14 protein-coding genes and 1 pseudogene are annotated in these 15,786 nt (G+C 71.4%); 7 read left to right on the forward strand and 8 right to left on the reverse strand.

What is annotated here, in order from left to right; genetic code table 11:
- The first annotated feature begins 100 nt into the window (after positions 1–100).
- The 4 genes from ACIRR9_RS06255 (at position 101) to ACIRR9_RS06270 (ending at position 2,662) form a co-directional block, all read left to right on the forward strand.
- Complete coding sequence (locus ACIRR9_RS06255) at positions 101–256, forward strand: DUF4177 domain-containing protein (protein WP_123975321.1); 156 nt, start codon at positions 101–103, stop codon at positions 254–256.
- Positions 256–720, forward strand: coding sequence for a RidA family protein (locus tag ACIRR9_RS06260; RefSeq protein WP_123975320.1), 465 nt, complete (start codon positions 256–258; stop codon positions 718–720). Before ACIRR9_RS06255 ends, ACIRR9_RS06260 begins: the two co-directional genes overlap by 1 nt.
- A 51-nt stretch (positions 721–771) precedes the next feature.
- Positions 772–1,647, forward strand: coding sequence for an NUDIX hydrolase (locus tag ACIRR9_RS06265; RefSeq protein WP_365338747.1), 876 nt, complete (start codon positions 772–774; stop codon positions 1,645–1,647).
- A 184-nt stretch (positions 1,648–1,831) separates the two neighbouring features.
- A complete protein-coding gene (locus ACIRR9_RS06270; protein WP_403748097.1) occupies positions 1,832–2,662 on the forward strand; it encodes an MBL fold metallo-hydrolase in 831 nt (276 codons plus the stop codon).
- A gap of 19 nt (positions 2,663–2,681) precedes the next feature.
- Here ACIRR9_RS06270 and ACIRR9_RS06275 read toward each other — a convergent pair whose 3' ends face one another.
- Positions 2,682–3,515: a nucleotidyltransferase domain-containing protein gene (locus tag ACIRR9_RS06275; RefSeq protein ID WP_403748099.1), complete on the reverse strand. Its 834-nt coding sequence runs from the start codon at positions 3,513–3,515 to the stop codon at positions 2,682–2,684.
- Between the two features lie 130 nt (positions 3,516–3,645).
- Positions 3,646–4,320, reverse strand: coding sequence for a Crp/Fnr family transcriptional regulator (locus ACIRR9_RS06280; RefSeq protein ID WP_123975315.1), 675 nt, complete (start codon positions 4,318–4,320; stop codon positions 3,646–3,648).
- Positions 4,321–4,535: 215 nt separating this feature from the next.
- Between ACIRR9_RS06280 and nth the strand changes: the two genes are divergently transcribed.
- The 3 genes from nth (at position 4,536) to ACIRR9_RS06295 (ending at position 7,654) form a co-directional block, all read left to right on the forward strand.
- Positions 4,536–5,651 (forward strand): endonuclease III, encoded by a 1,116-nt coding sequence (gene nth, locus ACIRR9_RS06285; RefSeq protein WP_403748100.1) that lies wholly within the window; start codon positions 4,536–4,538, stop codon positions 5,649–5,651.
- A gap of 82 nt (positions 5,652–5,733) precedes the next feature.
- Positions 5,734–6,441 carry an NUDIX hydrolase gene (locus tag ACIRR9_RS06290; RefSeq protein WP_403748101.1) on the forward strand — a complete coding sequence of 236 codons (708 nt, stop codon included), beginning with the start codon at positions 5,734–5,736 and terminating at the stop codon, positions 6,439–6,441.
- A 13-nt stretch (positions 6,442–6,454) separates the two neighbouring features.
- Complete coding sequence (locus ACIRR9_RS06295; RefSeq protein ID WP_403748103.1) at positions 6,455–7,654, forward strand: MarP family serine protease; 1,200 nt, start codon at positions 6,455–6,457, stop codon at positions 7,652–7,654.
- Positions 7,655–7,678: 24 nt separating this feature from the next.
- Here ACIRR9_RS06295 and ACIRR9_RS06300 read toward each other — a convergent pair whose 3' ends face one another.
- From ACIRR9_RS06300 to ACIRR9_RS06325, 6 genes and pseudogenes are all read right to left on the reverse strand, one after another.
- The gene (locus ACIRR9_RS06300) at positions 7,679–7,858 is read right to left on the reverse strand and encodes a hypothetical protein (protein ID WP_365338735.1); all 180 of its coding nucleotides are present in this window, start codon (positions 7,856–7,858) and stop codon (positions 7,679–7,681) included.
- Positions 7,859–7,985: 127 nt separating this feature from the next.
- Positions 7,986–8,906: an alpha/beta fold hydrolase gene (locus ACIRR9_RS06305; RefSeq protein WP_403748105.1), complete on the reverse strand. Its 921-nt coding sequence runs from the start codon at positions 8,904–8,906 to the stop codon at positions 7,986–7,988.
- Entirely contained in the window at positions 8,903–9,388 is a 486-nt protein-coding gene (locus ACIRR9_RS06310; RefSeq protein ID WP_123975309.1) for a phage holin family protein, read from the reverse strand. Before ACIRR9_RS06310 ends, ACIRR9_RS06305 begins: the two co-directional genes overlap by 4 nt.
- A gap of 51 nt (positions 9,389–9,439) precedes the next feature.
- Positions 9,440–10,903, reverse strand: a pseudogene (nhaA, locus tag ACIRR9_RS06315) (Na+/H+ antiporter NhaA).
- Between the two features lie 194 nt (positions 10,904–11,097).
- On the reverse strand, positions 11,098–13,056 hold the full coding sequence (acs, locus tag ACIRR9_RS06320) for an acetate--CoA ligase (RefSeq protein ID WP_403748107.1): 1,959 nt from the start codon (positions 13,054–13,056) through the stop codon (positions 11,098–11,100).
- Between the two features lie 201 nt (positions 13,057–13,257).
- The gene (locus tag ACIRR9_RS06325) at positions 13,258–15,669 is read right to left on the reverse strand and encodes a SulP family inorganic anion transporter (RefSeq protein ID WP_403748108.1); all 2,412 of its coding nucleotides are present in this window, start codon (positions 15,667–15,669) and stop codon (positions 13,258–13,260) included.
- Between the last annotated feature and the right edge of the window lie 117 nt (positions 15,670–15,786).

Consider the following 15,786-nt stretch of genomic DNA (forward strand, 5'->3'; position numbering starts at 1 on the left):
AGACTAACCAGTCGGCCGGACACTCACGCGGGAGGCTGTGGATAACCGTGCTCCCGGTCGTACGACTGTCCCGTGCGTCACAGCGGATAAAGTCGGCCGCATGACCAAGTGGGAATACGTGACCGTACCGCTGCTCGTCCATGCGACGAAGCAGATTCTGGACAACTGGGGCCAGGACGGCTGGGAGCTCGTCCAGGTCGTGCCCGGGCCCAACCCGGAGCAGCTCGTCGCCTACATGAAGCGGGAGAAGGCGTAGTGAGCGCGGTCGAGGCCAAGCTGGCCGAACTCGGTCTCTCGCTGCCCGCGGTCGTGCCGCCGCTGGCCGCCTACCAGCCCGCCGTGCGGTCCGGTGCGTACGTCTACACCTCCGGCCAGCTGCCGATGGTGGACGGCAAGCTCCCGGTCACCGGCAAGGTCGGCGCCGAGGTCACCGCGGAGGAGGCCAAGGAACTGGCCCGCACCTGCGCGCTGAACGCCCTGGCCGCCGTGAAGTCCGTCACGGGTGACCTGGACCGCATCGCGCGCGTGGTGAAGGTCGTCGGTTTCGTCGCCTCCGCGAGCGACTTCACCGGCCAGCCCGGCGTGATCAACGGCGCCAGCGAACTGCTCGGCGAGGTCCTCGGCGACAAGGGCGTGCACGCGCGCAGCGCGGTGGGCGTCGCGGTGCTGCCGCTGGACGCGCCGGTCGAGGTCGAGGTCCAGGTCGAGCTGCTGCCGTAGCCCGCCGAAGCCCCTCTCGAACATTCGCTCCCCACGGGATAGCCTCCGGTAATGGCCGATGGACAGTGGTATCCCCCCGAGTGGCCGGACCGGATCCGCGCGCACGCGGAGGGCACCCTCGTGCCGGTGTCCCCGAAGCGCGCGGCCACCGTGCTGCTCCTGAAGGACACCCCGGACGGTCCCGTCGTCCACATGCTGCGCAGACGCGCCTCCATGGCCTTCGCCGGAGGCGCGTACGCGTATCCGGGCGGCGGTGTCGACCCGCGCGACGACGACCACCAGGTGCGCTGGGCGGGCCCCACGCGCGCGTGGTGGGCCGAGCGGCTCGGCGTCGACGAGGCGGGCGCCCAGGCGATCGTCTGCGCGGCCGTGCGCGAGACCTACGAGGAGGCCGGCGTGCTCCTCGCGGGCCCGGCCGCCGACGCCGTGGTCGGGGACACCACCGGGGACGACTGGGAGGCCGACCGTGCCGCCCTGGTCGCCCGTGACCTGTCCTTCGCGGAGTTCCTGGACCGGCGTGGCCTGGTCCTGCGCTCGGACCTCCTCGGCGCCTGGACGCGCTGGATCACCCCGGAGTTCGAGACCCGCCGCTACGACACCTGGTTCTTCGTCGCCGCCCTCCCCGCCGGCCAGCGCACCCGCAACGCCTCCACGGAGGCCGACCGCACGGTGTGGATCCGCCCGGCACAGGCCGCCGCCGGCTACGACAAGGGCGAGCTGCTGATGATGCCGCCCACCATCGCGACCCTGCGCCAGCTCCTGCCGTACGCCTCGGCCGCCGAGACGCTGGCGGCGGCGCCCGCGCGGGACATGACGCCGGTGCTGGCACGTGCCCGCCTGGCGGACGGCGAGATCGTCCTGACCTGGCCCGGCCACGACGAGTTCACCAAGCACATACCGACCGACCTCCCGACCGGTGGAGCCTGACCATGACGGACGCAGCCGCCCTGCCCGACGGGCTCCCCGGCGGAGTTCCGGTTCCCCGCGCGCACTTCGCACCACCGGTGCGCGGGCCGCGGGGCGCTGTGCCGGCCTCCGGCCGGGGCAGCGCTGTACCGGCCTCGGACCGACGGCTCGGCGCACCGACGGCGCTGCCGGAAGGAGCCCTCGCATGACCGAGGCCGCAGCCCTGCCCGGCCAGCCCCGCGGCGGAGTCCTCTCCGGGCCCGCCACCGCGCGGACCGTCAACGTGCTGGCGCCCAACGCCTCCGTGATGACCCTGGACGGCACCAACACCTGGGTAGTCGCCGAGCCCGACTCCGACCTGGCCGTGGTGATCGATCCGGGGCCGCTGGACGACGACCACCTCCGTGCGGTCATCGACACGGCGGAGAAGGCCGGCCGGCGCGTCGCGCTCACCCTCCTCACCCACGGCCACCCGGACCACGCCGAGGGCGCCGTCCGGTTCGCGGAACTGACCGGCACGCGCGTGCGTGCCCTCGACCCGGCACTGCGTCTGGGCGACGAGGGCCTGGCGGCCGGTGACGTGATCACGACCGGTGGCCTGGAACTGCGCGTCGTACCGACCCCCGGCCACACCGCCGACTCGCTCTGCTTCCACCTCCCGGCCGACCGCGCGGTCCTGACCGGCGACACCATCCTGGGGCGCGGTACGACGGTCGTGGCGCACCCGGACGGCCGCCTGGGCGACTACCTGGACTCGCTACGACGGCTGCGCTCGCTGACGGTCGACGACGGCGTGCACACGGTCCTGCCGGGCCACGGACCCGTCCTGGAGGACGCTCAGGGCGCCGTCGAGTTCTACCTGGCCCATCGCGCCCACCGGCTCGCCCAGGTCGAGACGGCCGTCGAGAACGGCCATCGCGCCCCCGCCGAGGTCGTCGCCCACGTCTACGCCGACGTGGACCGCTCCCTGTGGCCGGCGGCGGAACTGTCGGTCCGGGCCCAACTGGACTATCTGAGCGACCACGGGCTGATCTAGGGGGTCCACCCCTGCGGCGCTAGTTCCAGCCCTCGGGCCTGGGCGCCTTCGTGCCGTGCACGCGCGCGTACTCGTCCGCGAGCCAGGGCCCGAGGTCGTCGACGTACGACCGCAGTACGGCGAGGTCGCCGACGGGCTCGTACCCGGACTCGGCCGCGCGGCGCAGCTGTCCGGCCCGCTCCGGGTAGTAGCCGGCGAACGCCTCGGCCATCTCCCGCAGATCGCTGGTCCAGCCGTTCCAGCGGGGCATGACCAGCGTGAAGCCGGTGCGCACCAGGTGCCGTGACATGGAGCGCACCAGGGGCCGCAGGGCCTCCTCGCTGTCTTCGGCGGCAGCGATCCGCTTGCGCAGGCGCGGCAGGAGCTCGGCCAGGTCGCCGTTCGTCTCCCGGGCGAGCAGGGAGTCGGGGCGGTAGCGGGGCAGGAACTCGGCGAGGTCCTCGCCGAGCAGCGGGGTGCACAGGCAGGCCACGAACCAGCCGATGTCGTACCGCTCCAGCTCGCTGAGCACCCGCGCGCGTGAGTAGAGCAGGGCTCCGACCCCGTCGATCTCCGGGAACTCCTTGTCGACGCCCGCGCCGAGGGCGCGTGCCGCCTCCCGGTCGGCGTCGGCCGGCTCCTCACGGAGGACGATCACCAGATCCAGGTCGCTGCGGCCCACGCGCGCGGTGCCGCGCGGGACGGACCCGTAGAGGTAGGCGCTGTCCAGCCGGGCCCCGAAGACGTCCAGAACTCGGTCACGGGCAGCGGCGACCACGGGACGGAAAACGTGCGGCACGCGCGCGAGGGAGCCCTCGCGCGCGATGAAGCCCAGGGGGTCGAGACCTCGGGAAGGTGCAGCCGATTCAGCCATGGGGCAACTGTGCCAACTTCGATCACGGCTCAGGGGCCGATGGGCCGATCACGCCTCAGGGGGCGATCACGACTCAGGGTTCCGTCTCGCAGGAGACGGAACCCTGATGTCATGCGGTCGGGGTTCGGCGTCAGCGCGAGCGCTTGGCCAGCCGCTCGACGTCCAGCAGGATCACGGCCCGCGCCTCCAGACGGAGCCAGCCGCGCTGCGCGAAGTCCGCCAGCGCCTTGTTCACGGTCTCGCGGGACGCGCCGACCAGCTGGGCCAGCTCCTCCTGCGTGAGGTCGTGGACGACGTGGATGCCCTCCTCGGACTGCACGCCGAAGCGGCGGGAGAGGTCCAGCAGGGCGCGCGCGACACGGCCCGGCACGTCGGAGAAGACCAGGTCGGACATCTGGTCGTTGGTCTTGCGCAGCCGGCGGGCGACGGCGCGCAGCAGGGCGCCGGCCACCTCCGGGCGCGCGTTCAGCCAGGGCTGCAGGTCACCGTGGCCGAGGCCGAGCAGCTTGACTTCGGTCAGTGCGGTGGCGGTCGCCGTCCGCGGGCCCGGGTCGAACAGCGACAGCTCGCCGATCAGCTCGCCGGGGCCGACGACGGCGAGCATGTTCTCGCGCCCGTCGGGGGAGGTGCGGTGCAGCTTGACCTTGCCCTCGGTGACCACGTAGAGCCGGTCGCCCGGGTCGCCCTCGTGGAAGAGGGAGTCGCCGCGCGCCAGGGTCACCTCGCTCATGGAGGCGCGAAGCTCCGCGGCCTGCTCGTCGTCGAGAGCCGCGAAGAGCGGGTTGCGCCGCAGAGGGTCGTCCACGAGTTCTCTCCTTGTCGACCTGCTCAGGGGATCTTGCTCCCCCTTGGTACCAGGGGACCGTGCTCCCCATTTTGCTGGACGGTCCAAACAGTGTGATCTGTCACAAGGATGCCGCACAGGTGTCCCGAGGTAAGCGGCAGGGGTCCAATCGGGGGCTGATCTTCCGGGTCCGGGGCGGATGTCGGTGCCGGGCTTTAGGGTGGCTGGGTGTCCAAATGCCGGTGAGAGCACAGGCCAAGGGGGCTGCGCGGGTGGTTGTACGTCGTGATTCCGCCGTGGGCGAACAAGGGTCCGATACTGGCCCGAGTGAACGGAAGAAGGCGACAAAAGCGGCAGAAGTAGTGAAGAAGGTTGCCGCTGTGAAGACCCCGGCTGCGACGGCCAAGAAGGCGGCGGTGAAGAAGGCCGCCGTGAAGAAGGCCGCGGCCAAGCCGGTGGCGGCCAAGAAGGCGCCGGTGAGCAAAGCGGCGCCCGAGAAGGCCGCCACTGCCGCGAAGAAGGCCGCGCCGCCGAAGGCCGCCGCCCCCGCGAAGGCCGCTGCCCGGAAGCCCGAGTCGCAGACCGCCCTCGTCCGCCGTGCCCGCCGGATCAACCGAGAGCTCGGCGAGGTGTATCCGTACGCCCACCCCGAGCTGGACTTCGTGAACTCCTTCCAGCTCCTGGTCGCCACGGTGCTGTCCGCCCAGACCACCGACCTGCGCGTCAACCAGACCACCCCGACGCTCTTCGCCAAGTACCCCACCCCGGAGGACCTGGCCGCAGCCAACCCGGAGGAGGTCGAGGAGATCCTGCGGCCCTGCGGGTTCTTCCGGGCCAAGACCAAGTCGGTGATAGGTCTCTCCAAGGGCCTGGTGGAGCAGTTCGGCGGCGAGGTCCCGGGCCGGCTGGAGGACCTCGTCAAGCTGCCCGGCGTCGGCCGCAAGACCGCGTTCGTGGTGCTGGGCAACGCCTTCGGGCACCCCGGCATCACCGTGGACACGCACTTCCAGCGTCTGGTCCGCCGCTGGCAGTGGACCGGGGAGACCGATCCCGACAAGATCGAGGCGGCCGTCGGCGCACTGTTCCCCAAGAGCGACTGGACCGACCTCTCGCACCACGTCATCTGGCACGGCCGCCGGATGTGCCACGCCCGCAAGCCCGCCTGCGGTGTCTGTCCCATCGCGCCGCTCTGCCCGGCCTACGGCGAGGGCGAGACCGATCCGGAGAAGGCGAAGAAGCTCCTCAAGTACGAGAAGGGCGGCTTCCCGGGGCAGCGGCTCAACCCTCCGCAGGCCTATCTGGACGCGGGCGGGAAGCCGGCTCCGCCGCTGGGCGCCGCGTCAGGGACGTGACCCAGGGGTCTTGTGGGGGTCTGGTGACGGAACGAACAGGAGGGCTTCGGGCGTTGGACCGGGCACGACGACGGGGGATGCCATGACACACACCGGCAACGCGCACACCGGAGAGCCGCGCGCGAGCGCCGTGCTCAGCAAGGAGGGCCTGCCGGACTGGCTGGACCCGGTGGTGCGGGCCGCCGAGACGGTCCAGCCGCTCCAGCTGAGCCGGTTCCTGCCGCCGGAGAACGGCGCGGGACGGCAGTCGGCCGTGCTGATCCTCTTCGGGGAGGGCGAGACCGGTCCCGAGCTGCTGCTGATGGAGCGGGCCGGTTCGCTGCGCTCGCACGCCGGGCAGCCCTCCTTTCCCGGTGGCGCCCTCGACCCCGAGGACGGCGACCCGAAGGCCGACGGGCCGCTGCGGGCCGCTCTGCGCGAGGCCGAGGAGGAGACCGGGCTGGATCCGGCCGGGGTCCAGCTGTTCGGGGTGCTGCCCAAGCTGTACATCCCGGTGAGCAAGTTCGTGGTCACACCGGTGCTGGGCTGGTGGCGCGAGCCGAGCCCGGTGGGGGTGGTCGATCCGAACGAGACGGCGAGGGTCTTCACGGTCCCCGTGGCGGATCTCACGAATCCGGCCAACCGGGCCACCACCGTGCACCCCAGCGGCCACCGAGGTCCGGCATTCCTGGTCGAATCGGCCTTGGTGTGGGGGTTCACGGCCGGGGTGATCGACCGCTTGCTGCACTACGCGGGATGGGAGCGCTCCTGGGACCGCGAGAAGCTGGTCCCGCTCGACTGGCGGTCATGACAGGGTGTCGTTCGTGAATGTGCTGGACATCCTGTTGCTGGTCGCCGCCGTGTGGTTCGCGATCGTCGGCTACCGCCAGGGATTCGTCGTCGGCATCCTGTCGGTGATCGGCTTCCTGGGCGGCGGACTCGTCGCCGTCTACACCCTGCCCGTCATCTGGGACGCGGTGACCGACAACGCGGAGGTGAGCACGACCGCCGCGGTGGTCGCCGTGGTCGTCGTCATCGTCTGCGCCTCCGTCGGCCAGGCCCTGACCACGCACCTGGGCAACAAGCTCCGCCGGTACATCACCTGGTCCCCGGCCCGTGCCCTGGACGCCACCGGCGGCGCGCTCGTCAACGTCGTGGCGATGCTGCTGGTCGCCTGGCTGATCGGCTCCGCCCTCGCGGGCACCACCCTGCCGACGCTCGGCAAGGAGGTCCGCAACTCCAAGGTGCTGCTCGGGGTGTCCAGAGCGCTGCCCAACCAGGCCGACACCTGGTTCGCGGACTTCTCCTCGGTCCTCGCGCAGAACGGCTTCCCGCAGGTCTTCAGCCCCTTCGCCAACGAGCCGATCACCGACGTCGAGCCGCCCGACCCCGCCCTCGTGAACAGCGCGGTCGCCACCACCGCGAAGCAGTCCATCGTGAAGGTGACGGGCACCGCCCAGAGCTGCGGCAAGATCCTGGAGGGCACCGGTTTCGTCTTCGCCGACCGCCGCGTCATGACCAACGCGCACGTGGTCGGCGGCGTCGACGAGCCCACCGTCCAGATCGGCGGCGAGGGCCGCAAGTACGACGCGAAGGTCGTCCTCTACGACTGGCAGCGCGACATCGCCGTACTGGACGTGCCGAACCTGCCGGCCAAGGCCCTGAAGTTCTCGGCCAAGGACGCCGCGACCAGCGACAGCGCGATCGTCGCCGGGTTCCCGGAGAACGGGTCGTACGACGTCCGTGCCGCCCGGGTGCGCGGCCGTATCACGGCCAACGGCCCGGACATCTACCACCGCGGCACCGTCCGCCGTGACGTCTACTCGCTGTACGCGACCGTCCGCCAGGGCAACTCCGGCGGCCCGCTGCTCACACCGCAGGGCAGGGTGTACGGGGTCGTCTTCGCGAAGTCACTGGACGACGCCGACACCGGGTACGCCCTCACGGCCGACGAGATCCAGGCCGACATCGCCCGGGGCCGTACCGCGAACCAGCAGGTGGGCACCGACAGCTGCGCCCTCTAGAGGCCTCGGGGCCCCGTGAGGGGGTCAGCCGCGGGTGTGGCGCAGACGTACCGAGACCCAGCGGGCCCGGCGCCGCAGGATGCGCGGAATCCCCACCCTGAGATCCGTGCCCGGCAGCTGCGGGGCGCCTCCTCGGTGGGAGTTCAGACCGCCTGTCGTACGGCGGTTGCGGGGTGCGTCACTGTAGTCGTGCGTCCAGCCCATACCCCGACGTCTGCCCCTGCCCCAAGGTCGATAACCTCCCCCGCGCCCCTCAATCGGCCTATGCGCCGGGCATGTGGCTGTTCGTAGGACAGATGTGCGAGTTCGAATACCGGGCGCATCGGCGCGGTCACCGATCGGGTTCGGGGTCTTTCAGCCAGTTGATCAGCTCGGTGGAGAAGGCCACGGGATCCTCCTCGTGGGGAAAATGCCCGAGCCCGTCGAACAGCCGCCAGCGGTACGGCGCTTCGACGTACTCGCCGGAGCCGGCCGTGCTGCGGGTGCGGGTCACCGGGTCCAGGGAACCGTGCAGATGCAGCGTGGGGACGCGCACGGGACGCTTCATCCGCCGGTTGAACTGGATGCCGTCAGGACGTGCCAGCGAGCGCACCAGCCAACGGTACGGCTCGATCGAGCAGTGCGCCGTGGACGGGATGCACATCGCCCGCTGGTAGGTCTCCACCGCCTCGTCCTCCGGCAGCCGCGGCCCGGACCAGTCCCGGATCAGCCGGCCCACCAGGGCGCCGTCGTCGGCGGTGAGCTGCCGCTCGGGGATCCAGGGCCGCTGGAAGCCCCAGATGTAGGAGGCGGCGGCGGACTGCCGGCGGTCCCGGAGCATCGCCGAGCGCCAGCGCCGCGGGTGCGGCATGGACACGACCGCGAGCCGTCGTACCAGCTTGGGGCGCATCGCGGCCGCCGTCCACGCCAGGTAGCCGCCCAGGTCGTGGCCGACCAGCGCGGCGTCCGGCTCGCCCAGGGAGCGGATCACACCGGTGATGTCGAGCGCGAGGTTGGCCGGGTCGTAGCCGCGCGGGGTGCGGTCGCTGCCGCCGACGCCCCGCAGGTCCATGGCGACGGCCCGGAAGCCCGCGTCGGCGAGCGCGACCAGCTGGTGCCGCCAGGCCCACCAGAACTGCGGGAAGCCGTGCACCAGCATGACCAGGGGTCCGTCGCCGAGCTCGGCGATGTGGAAGCGCGCGCCGTTGGCGGCGACGTCCCGGTGCGTCCAGGGGCCCTCCGGCCGTACGGCCGAGGGAGCGGGATCCGTCATGAGGTCGAGCGTCCCACAGCCTCGATGGCCGGCACCTCGTCCCGGGGGAGCTCCGGACGGGGATGCGGCTTGGCGTTCTGCAGCACGCCCGCCGTCTCCTTCATCGACGCGGCCACCTTCTGCGGGCCCTGGCCCTTCTTGGCCTTCTTCGCGAAGACCACGCCGATCAGCACGAGGACGACGGCCACCAGGACGTTCGCCGCGAAGGAGAGCAGGAAGCAGATCGCCAGATTCCAGTGGCTCCAGGTCCGGATGCCGTACGCCAGCGCGAAGTTGAGCATCGGCAGGGAGAACAGCAGCAGCACACCGGCCGCCGAGAACGCGCCGCCGCTCGTCGCGCCCCGCTTGACGTCCTGCTTCAGCTGGGCCTTGGCCAGCGCGATCTCGTCGTGCACCAGCGCCGACATCTCGGCCGTGGCCGAGGCGAACAGCTGGCCGATGCTGCGTTCGGCACCGACCGGGCTGCCGTCGGGTGCGCTCATCGCGGTCTCCCTCTGCGTACTTGTCATCGTCTTTTGTACCGTCTCGTCAGATCATGCCGGACGGTCGCCCTGCTCGCCTGCCCCGCCCGGTACTTCGGCAAGCGAGTCATGCCTACGGGTTCGCCCGCCGGGCCCCTACCGTGCGGCCTTCTCGGCGGCCATCCGGCGGTGCTCGGCGGCTTTGCGGTCGTAGATCTCCGCCATCCGCAGGTGGTATGCCGGGTCGTCCTGCTCGTAGACGTCCGGGATGCCGTCGAGGTCGTCGTCCCGTTCCTCGGCCTCGACCAGTCTGCGGTAGCGGGTGTTGCGCATCTTCAGCAGCACGGTGGCGCACACGGCCGCGATCAGCGATCCGGTCAGTACGGCGGCCTTGACCTCGTCGGTGAGTACGGCGTCGCCCGCGAAGGCCAGTTCACCGATGAGCAGCGACACGGTGAAGCCGATGCCGGCGAGCGAGGCGACCGCGAAGAGGTCGGCCCAGGCAAGGTCCTCGCTGAGGGAGGCCCGGGTGAAGCGGGCGGTCAGCCAGGTCCCGCCGAATATCCCGACCGTCTTTCCGACGACCAGCCCGAGGACGACCCCGAGCGTCTCCGGCCTGCTGAACACGTCCCCGAGCGCCCCTCCGGACACCTTCACGCCGGCGCTGAACAGCGCGAACAGGGGTACGGCCAGCCCCGCCGACAGCGGACGCACCAGATGCTCGACGTGCTCGCCGGGGGAGTGCTCCTCACCCGTTCGGGTGGTGCAGCGCAGCATCAGGCCCATGGCGACACCGGCGATGGTCGCGTGCACGCCGCTGTTGTACATCAGCGCCCAGACGACCACCGCGAGCGGGATGTACACGTACCAGCCGCGCACGCCCTTGCGCAGCAGCAGCCAGAAGACGGCGAGGCCGAGGACCGCGCCGCCGAGCGCGGCGAAGTCGATCCGCTCGGTGAAGAAGACGGCGATGATCAGGATCGCGAACAGGTCGTCGACGACCGCGAGGGTGAGCAGGAAGGCGCGCAGGGCGCTGGGCAGCGAGGTGCCGATGACGGCCAGCACGGCCAGCGCGAAGGCGATGTCGGTGGCGGTGGGCACCGCCCAGCCATGGGTGGAGCCGCCGCCGGTGAGGTTGGTGAGGGTGTAGACGAGCGCCGGTACGGCCATCCCGCACAGGGCGGCGACGACCGGCAGGACGGCCGTCCTGGGGTCTTTCAGATCGCCGGCCACCAGCTCGCGCTTGAGCTCGATGCCGGCGACGAAGAAGAAGACCGCCAGCAGGCCGTCGGCGGCCCAGTGGGCGACGGAGAGGTTCAGGCCGAGGGCCTCGGGGCCGAAGCGGAAGTGGCTGACGGTCTCGTAGCTGTGGTGCAGCGCCGGTATGTTCGCCCAGATCAGTGCGGTTATCGCGGCGATCAGCAGCAGCACACCGCCGACGGTCTCGGTCCGCAGCGCGTCCGCGACGAAGGCCCGCTCGGGCAGCGAGAGCCGGCCGAGGACCTTGCGGGCGGGGGCGGTGCGGAGCGCGGACACGGGGAGACCTCCGGTCGGTGGGCAGGACGGAACTACTTGCCGACCAGACTTCCCGGCACACCTTGAGGATCACGATACTTTGCTTAGTTTACCTAAGGTGTGCCGGGGGTTGTCAGATGTGTCTCACGGTAGGTGCAAAAAGGGCGCCCGGCGCGTTCGGCTCCGGGCGCCCTCTCGGGACCATGCGTCCTGGGTCAGTCCTCGCTGGGCGCCGCCGGCAGCTTCGCCTGGATGAGGTCCATGACCGTCGAGTCCGTCAGCGTCGTCACATCACCGAGCTGGCGGTTCTCGGCGACATCGCGGAGCAGCCGGCGCATGATCTTGCCGGAGCGGGTCTTCGGCAGCTCCGCCACCGGCAGGACCCGCTTGGGCTTGGCGATCGGGCCGAGGGTGGCGCCGACATGGTTGCGCAGGTCGTTGACCAGCCCCTCGTCCTCCGCGTTGGCCGTACCGCGCAGGATCACGAAGGCGACGATCGCCTGCCCCGTCGTCTCGTCCGCCGCTCCGACCACGGCCGCCTCGGCGACCGACGGGTGGGACACCAGCGCCGACTCCACCTCGGTCGTCGAGATGTTGTGCCCGGAGACGAGCATGACGTCGTCCACCCGGCCGAGCAGCCAGATGTCGCCGTCGTCGTCCTTCTTCGCACCGTCACCGGCGAAGTACTTGCCCGCGAACCGCGACCAGTACGTGTCCAGGAACCGCTGGTCGTCGCCCCAGATGGTGCGCAGCATCGACGGCCACGGCTCGGTCAGGACCAGGTAGCCGCCACCGCCGTCGGGCACCTCGTTCGCCTCGTCGTCGACGACCGTGGCCGAGATGCCGGGCAGCGGGGTCTGCGCGGAACCGGGCTTGGTCGCGGTGACGCCCGGCAGCGGCGAGATCATCATCGCGCCGGTCTCGGTCTGCCACCAGGTGTCCACGATCGGCGTCCGGTCGGCCCCGATGTGCTTGCGGTACCAGATCCAGGCCTCGGGGTTGATGGGTTCGCCCACCGAACCCAGCACCCGCAGGCTGCTGAGGTCGAACTTCGCGGGGATGTCGTCGCCCCACTTCATGAACGTGCGGATCGCCGTCGGCGCCGTGTACAGGATCGTCACCCCGTACTTCTGCACGATCTCCCAGAACCGGCCCTGGTGCGGGGTGTCCGGGGTGCCCTCGTACATGACCTGCGTCGCGCCGTTGGCCAGCGGCCCGTACACGATGTACGAGTGGCCGGTCACCCAGCCGACGTCGGCCGTGCACCAGTACACGTCCGTCTCCGGCTTGAGGTCGAACACCGCCCAGTGCGTGTACGACGCCTGGGTGAGGTAGCCGCCCGAGGTGTGCAGGATGCCCTTCGGCTTACCCGTCGTCCCGGACGTGTAGAGGATGAACAGCGGGTGCTCGGCGTCGAAGGCCTCCGGGGTGTGTTCGGCCGACTGCCGCCCGACGATCTCGTGCCACCACACGTCCCGCGTGTCGTCCCAGGCCACTTCCTGCCCGGTGCGCTGCACGACCAGCACATGCTCGACGTTGTCCACCTTGCCGATCGCCTCGTCCACGGCCGGCTTGAGCGCGGACGGCTTGCCGCGCCGGTAGCCGCCGTCGGAGGTGATGACGACCTTGGCGTCCGCGTCCGCGATACGGGTGGCGAGCGCGTCCGCCGAGAAGCCGCCGAAGACCACCGAGTGCGCGGCGCCGATCCGGGCGCAGGCGAGCATCGCGATCGCCGTCTCCGGGATCATCGGCATGTAGACGGCGACCCGGTCGCCCTTCTGAACTCCGAGCTCCAGCAGGGCGTTCGCCGCCCTGGAGACCTCGTCCTTCAGCTCGGCGTAGGTGATCGCGCGGCTGTCGCCGGGCTCGCCCTCGAAGTGGATGGCGACCCGGTCGCCGTTCCCGGCCTCCACATGCCGGTCCACGCAGTTGTACGCGACGTTGAGCTCGCCGTCCTTGAACCACTTCGCGAACGGCGGGTTGGACCAGTCCAGCGTCTCCGTCGGCTCCTTGGCCCAGGCCAGCCGACGGGCCTGCGCGGCCCAGAAGCCGAGCCTGTCAGCCTTGGCCTGTTCGTACGCCTCGGCCGTGACATTGGCGTTCTCGGCCAGGTCAGCGGGCGGCGCGAAGCGTCGCTCCTCCCTCAAGAGGTTGGCCAGGCTTTCGTTGCTCACGACATCTCCCTTTCGAAGGGTGTCCGTTGTGTCCCAGACCACACAGCTCATCAGACCCAGGGGTCCGGTGACAAGGGCCGTCGGAAAGTGGTTTAGACCTGTTGAGTGTGGCATGGCACAACGGGCCCTCGCCGCAGAGCGCCCGGACGACGCCGACAGGCCCTCACCGACCCCGCGCCGACGGGCCTCGCCGTCCCTTCCTCAGGCCGGGCTGTGCAACTCCTCCGCGCCCGGCACCCCCTCGAACACCTCCCCCTCTTCGTCGCCTTCGGACCGGCCCAGCAGATACGCCTGCGCCTCGCCCACGTGGAAGTACATCCCGTGCAGCTCCAGCTCGCCCGCCGTCAGCGCACGCGCCACCGAGTCGTGCGCCCGCAGATGCTCCAACTGCTGGACCACATTGGTCAGACAGAGCTGTTCCCCCTTGTCCGCCGGTGCCCGCCCGGCCAGCCGGACCCAGGGACGGCCGTCGTCGGCCAGCCGCGCCAGGCTCGGCCGCCCGTGCCGCAGCCACCGTCCGAGCGGGGTCGTGCCGGCCCCGGACCCGGCGGTCAGCAGGGCCTGCATCGCCCCGCACCCGGAGTGCCCGCAGACCGTGATGGACCGCACCTTCAGTACGTCCACCGCGTACTCGATCGCGGCCGCCACCGAGTCGTCGCCGCTCTCCTCACCCGGAAGGGGGACCAGGTTGCCGACGTTGCGGACCACGAACAGGTCACCCGGACCACTGGAGGTGATCATCGAGGTGACGAGTCGGGAGTCGGCGCAGGTCAGGAAGAGCTGCGACGGCCGCTGCCCCTCGCGCGCCAGCCGGGCCAGCTCCTCCCGCACCAGGGGCGCGGTGTCACGCTGGAACGCGCTGATCCCACGGGCGAGTTCATGACCGGCATCGGCCGATCCGCCGAGCCGGGGTCCGGGACCGCGGCCCATACCGGGCTCCGGGCCACGGCGGTGCACGGCGCGGCTCCCGGGCTCGGCCCGGTGGCCGTACTCGGGCCCGCGGTCGTGCTCCGGGCGGTGGCCGTACTCCGCCGAGCGGACGCCCATGCGGCAGCCGGTCAGTTCGGCGGAGCCGCCCTGCGCGGTGTGGGCCTTCCGCCAGTCCTGCAGTGACTCGTACGCCGCATGGTCCATGAACGAACCGTCCAGCTCCACCACGGCGTCGGCGCCTTGGGGTACGAGATGCAGGGCTCTACTGAGCCGGGGCACCGCGAGGAACGTCAGCTGTCCTGTCACATGTACGTGATGGACTCCTCCCTTCTCTTCATGGGTGATGCGGGTACGGGTGAGGCGGTGCAGAGCCAGACCGACGGCCACGGCGACCCCGAGGACCACGCCCTCCAGGACGCCGAGGAGAACCACCCCGAGTGTGGTGACGGCGTACACCAGCACTTCACGGTGGCGGGTCACCGTGCGGATGTGGTGCAGGGACACCATCTGGATGCCGACGGCCATCACCAGGGCGGCGAGCGAGGCGAGCGGGATGAGATCCAGGACCGGGACCATCAGCAGCGCGGCGACTACTACGAGAACGCCGTGCAGCATCGTGGAGTTCCGGCTGACGGCACCGGATCGCACATTCGCCGAACTCCGCACCGCCACCCCCGCGACCGGCAGCCCGCCGAGCGCGCCGGAGACGATGTTGGCCGCGCCCTGACCGAGCAGCTCCCGGTCCAGATCGGAGCGGCAGATCCGGGACTGGGGGCCGGGGCGGCCGGCCACCAGCTTGTCCACGGCGACCGCGCCGAGGAGTGACTGCACGCTGCACACCAGGGTGGTGGTGAGCACGGCGGCGGCGATGCCGAGCACCGGCCCCTCCGGCAGTCCCGCCAGGGCATGGCTGCTCCAGGACGGCAGGTCGACCCGGGGCAGGGCGAGCCCGGTGAGCGAGGCGGTCGCGGTGGCACCGGCGACGGCGACCAGGGCGGCCGGGACCCTGCGCAGCAGCTCGCCCGGTCTGCCGGGGATCCGGGGCCAGCCGAGGAGCAGGGCCAGGGTGAGTGCGCTCATCGACACGGCGGCCGGGTGCAGGTGCGCCAACTGAGCCGGCAGCGCACGGATGTTGGCGAGGACCGAGCTCTGTGGACTGCCGCCGAGGACGATGTGCAGCTGGGCGACGGCGATGGTGATGCCGATCCCGGCGAGCATGCCGTGCACCACGGCGGGGCTGACGGCGAGTGCGGTGCGGGCCACGCGCAGGCAGCCCAGGCCCAGTTGGGCGAGTCCGGCCAGGACGGTGATGCCGCAGGTGGCCCGCCAGCCGTAGCGGTGGATCAGGTCGGCGGTGACCACGGTGAGCCCGGCGGCCGGGCCGCTGACCTGGAGCGGGCAGCCGCCGAGCCGCCCGGCGACCAGACCGCCGACGGCCGCCGCGACGAGGCCGGCCTGGAGCGGGGCGCCGGTGGCGAGGGCGATGCCGAGGGACAGCGGCAGGGCGATCAGGAACACCGCGACGGACGCGGAGAGGTCGGCGCCGTCGGGGGGAAAGCCGTGGCGCGGGGGTGTGGCCGGGTGCGGCGGCCGGTCGGCACGGGTGGTGCTGCGGGGGGTCGGGGCCCCGGCTCGGGCGGGGCTCAGTGGCTCGGGGTGGGTGGGTACGCAGGCTGATGACATGTTTCCCGTCTCCTCCGGGGCAGCGCGGTCGCGGATCTGGGGGTCCCCTCGCCCGGGGGGCGGGGGCTCGGACGCGGCCGTGGGTCACGGCGTGCAGTGGCGGGATGGATCAACACT

It is taken from the genome of Streptomyces sp. NPDC101234 (assembly GCF_044767525.1).
GTDB classification, from domain to species: Bacteria; Actinomycetota; Actinomycetes; order Streptomycetales; family Streptomycetaceae; genus Streptomyces; species Streptomyces sasae.

Coding starts and splice junctions, on each gene's coding strand:
- ACIRR9_RS06255 (WP_123975321.1), top strand. CDS start 101: ATGACCAAGTGGGAATACGTGACCGTACCGCTGCTCGTCCATGCGACG.
- ACIRR9_RS06265 (WP_365338747.1), top strand. CDS start 772: ATGGCCGATGGACAGTGGTATCCCCCCGAGTGGCCGGACCGGATCCGC.
- ACIRR9_RS06270 (WP_403748097.1), top strand. CDS start 1,832: ATGACCGAGGCCGCAGCCCTGCCCGGCCAGCCCCGCGGCGGAGTCCTC.
- ACIRR9_RS06275 (WP_403748099.1), bottom strand. CDS start 3,515: ATGGCTGAATCGGCTGCACCTTCCCGAGGTCTCGACCCCCTGGGCTTC.
- nth (WP_403748100.1), top strand. CDS start 4,536: ATGCCGGTGAGAGCACAGGCCAAGGGGGCTGCGCGGGTGGTTGTACGT.
- ACIRR9_RS06290 (WP_403748101.1), top strand. CDS start 5,734: ATGACACACACCGGCAACGCGCACACCGGAGAGCCGCGCGCGAGCGCC.
- ACIRR9_RS06300 (WP_365338735.1), bottom strand. CDS start 7,858: ATGGGCTGGACGCACGACTACAGTGACGCACCCCGCAACCGCCGTACG.
- ACIRR9_RS06305 (WP_403748105.1), bottom strand. CDS start 8,906: ATGACGGATCCCGCTCCCTCGGCCGTACGGCCGGAGGGCCCCTGGACG.
- ACIRR9_RS06310 (WP_123975309.1), bottom strand. CDS start 9,388: ATGAGCGCACCCGACGGCAGCCCGGTCGGTGCCGAACGCAGCATCGGC.
- ACIRR9_RS06325 (WP_403748108.1), bottom strand. CDS start 15,669: ATGTCATCAGCCTGCGTACCCACCCACCCCGAGCCACTGAGCCCCGCC.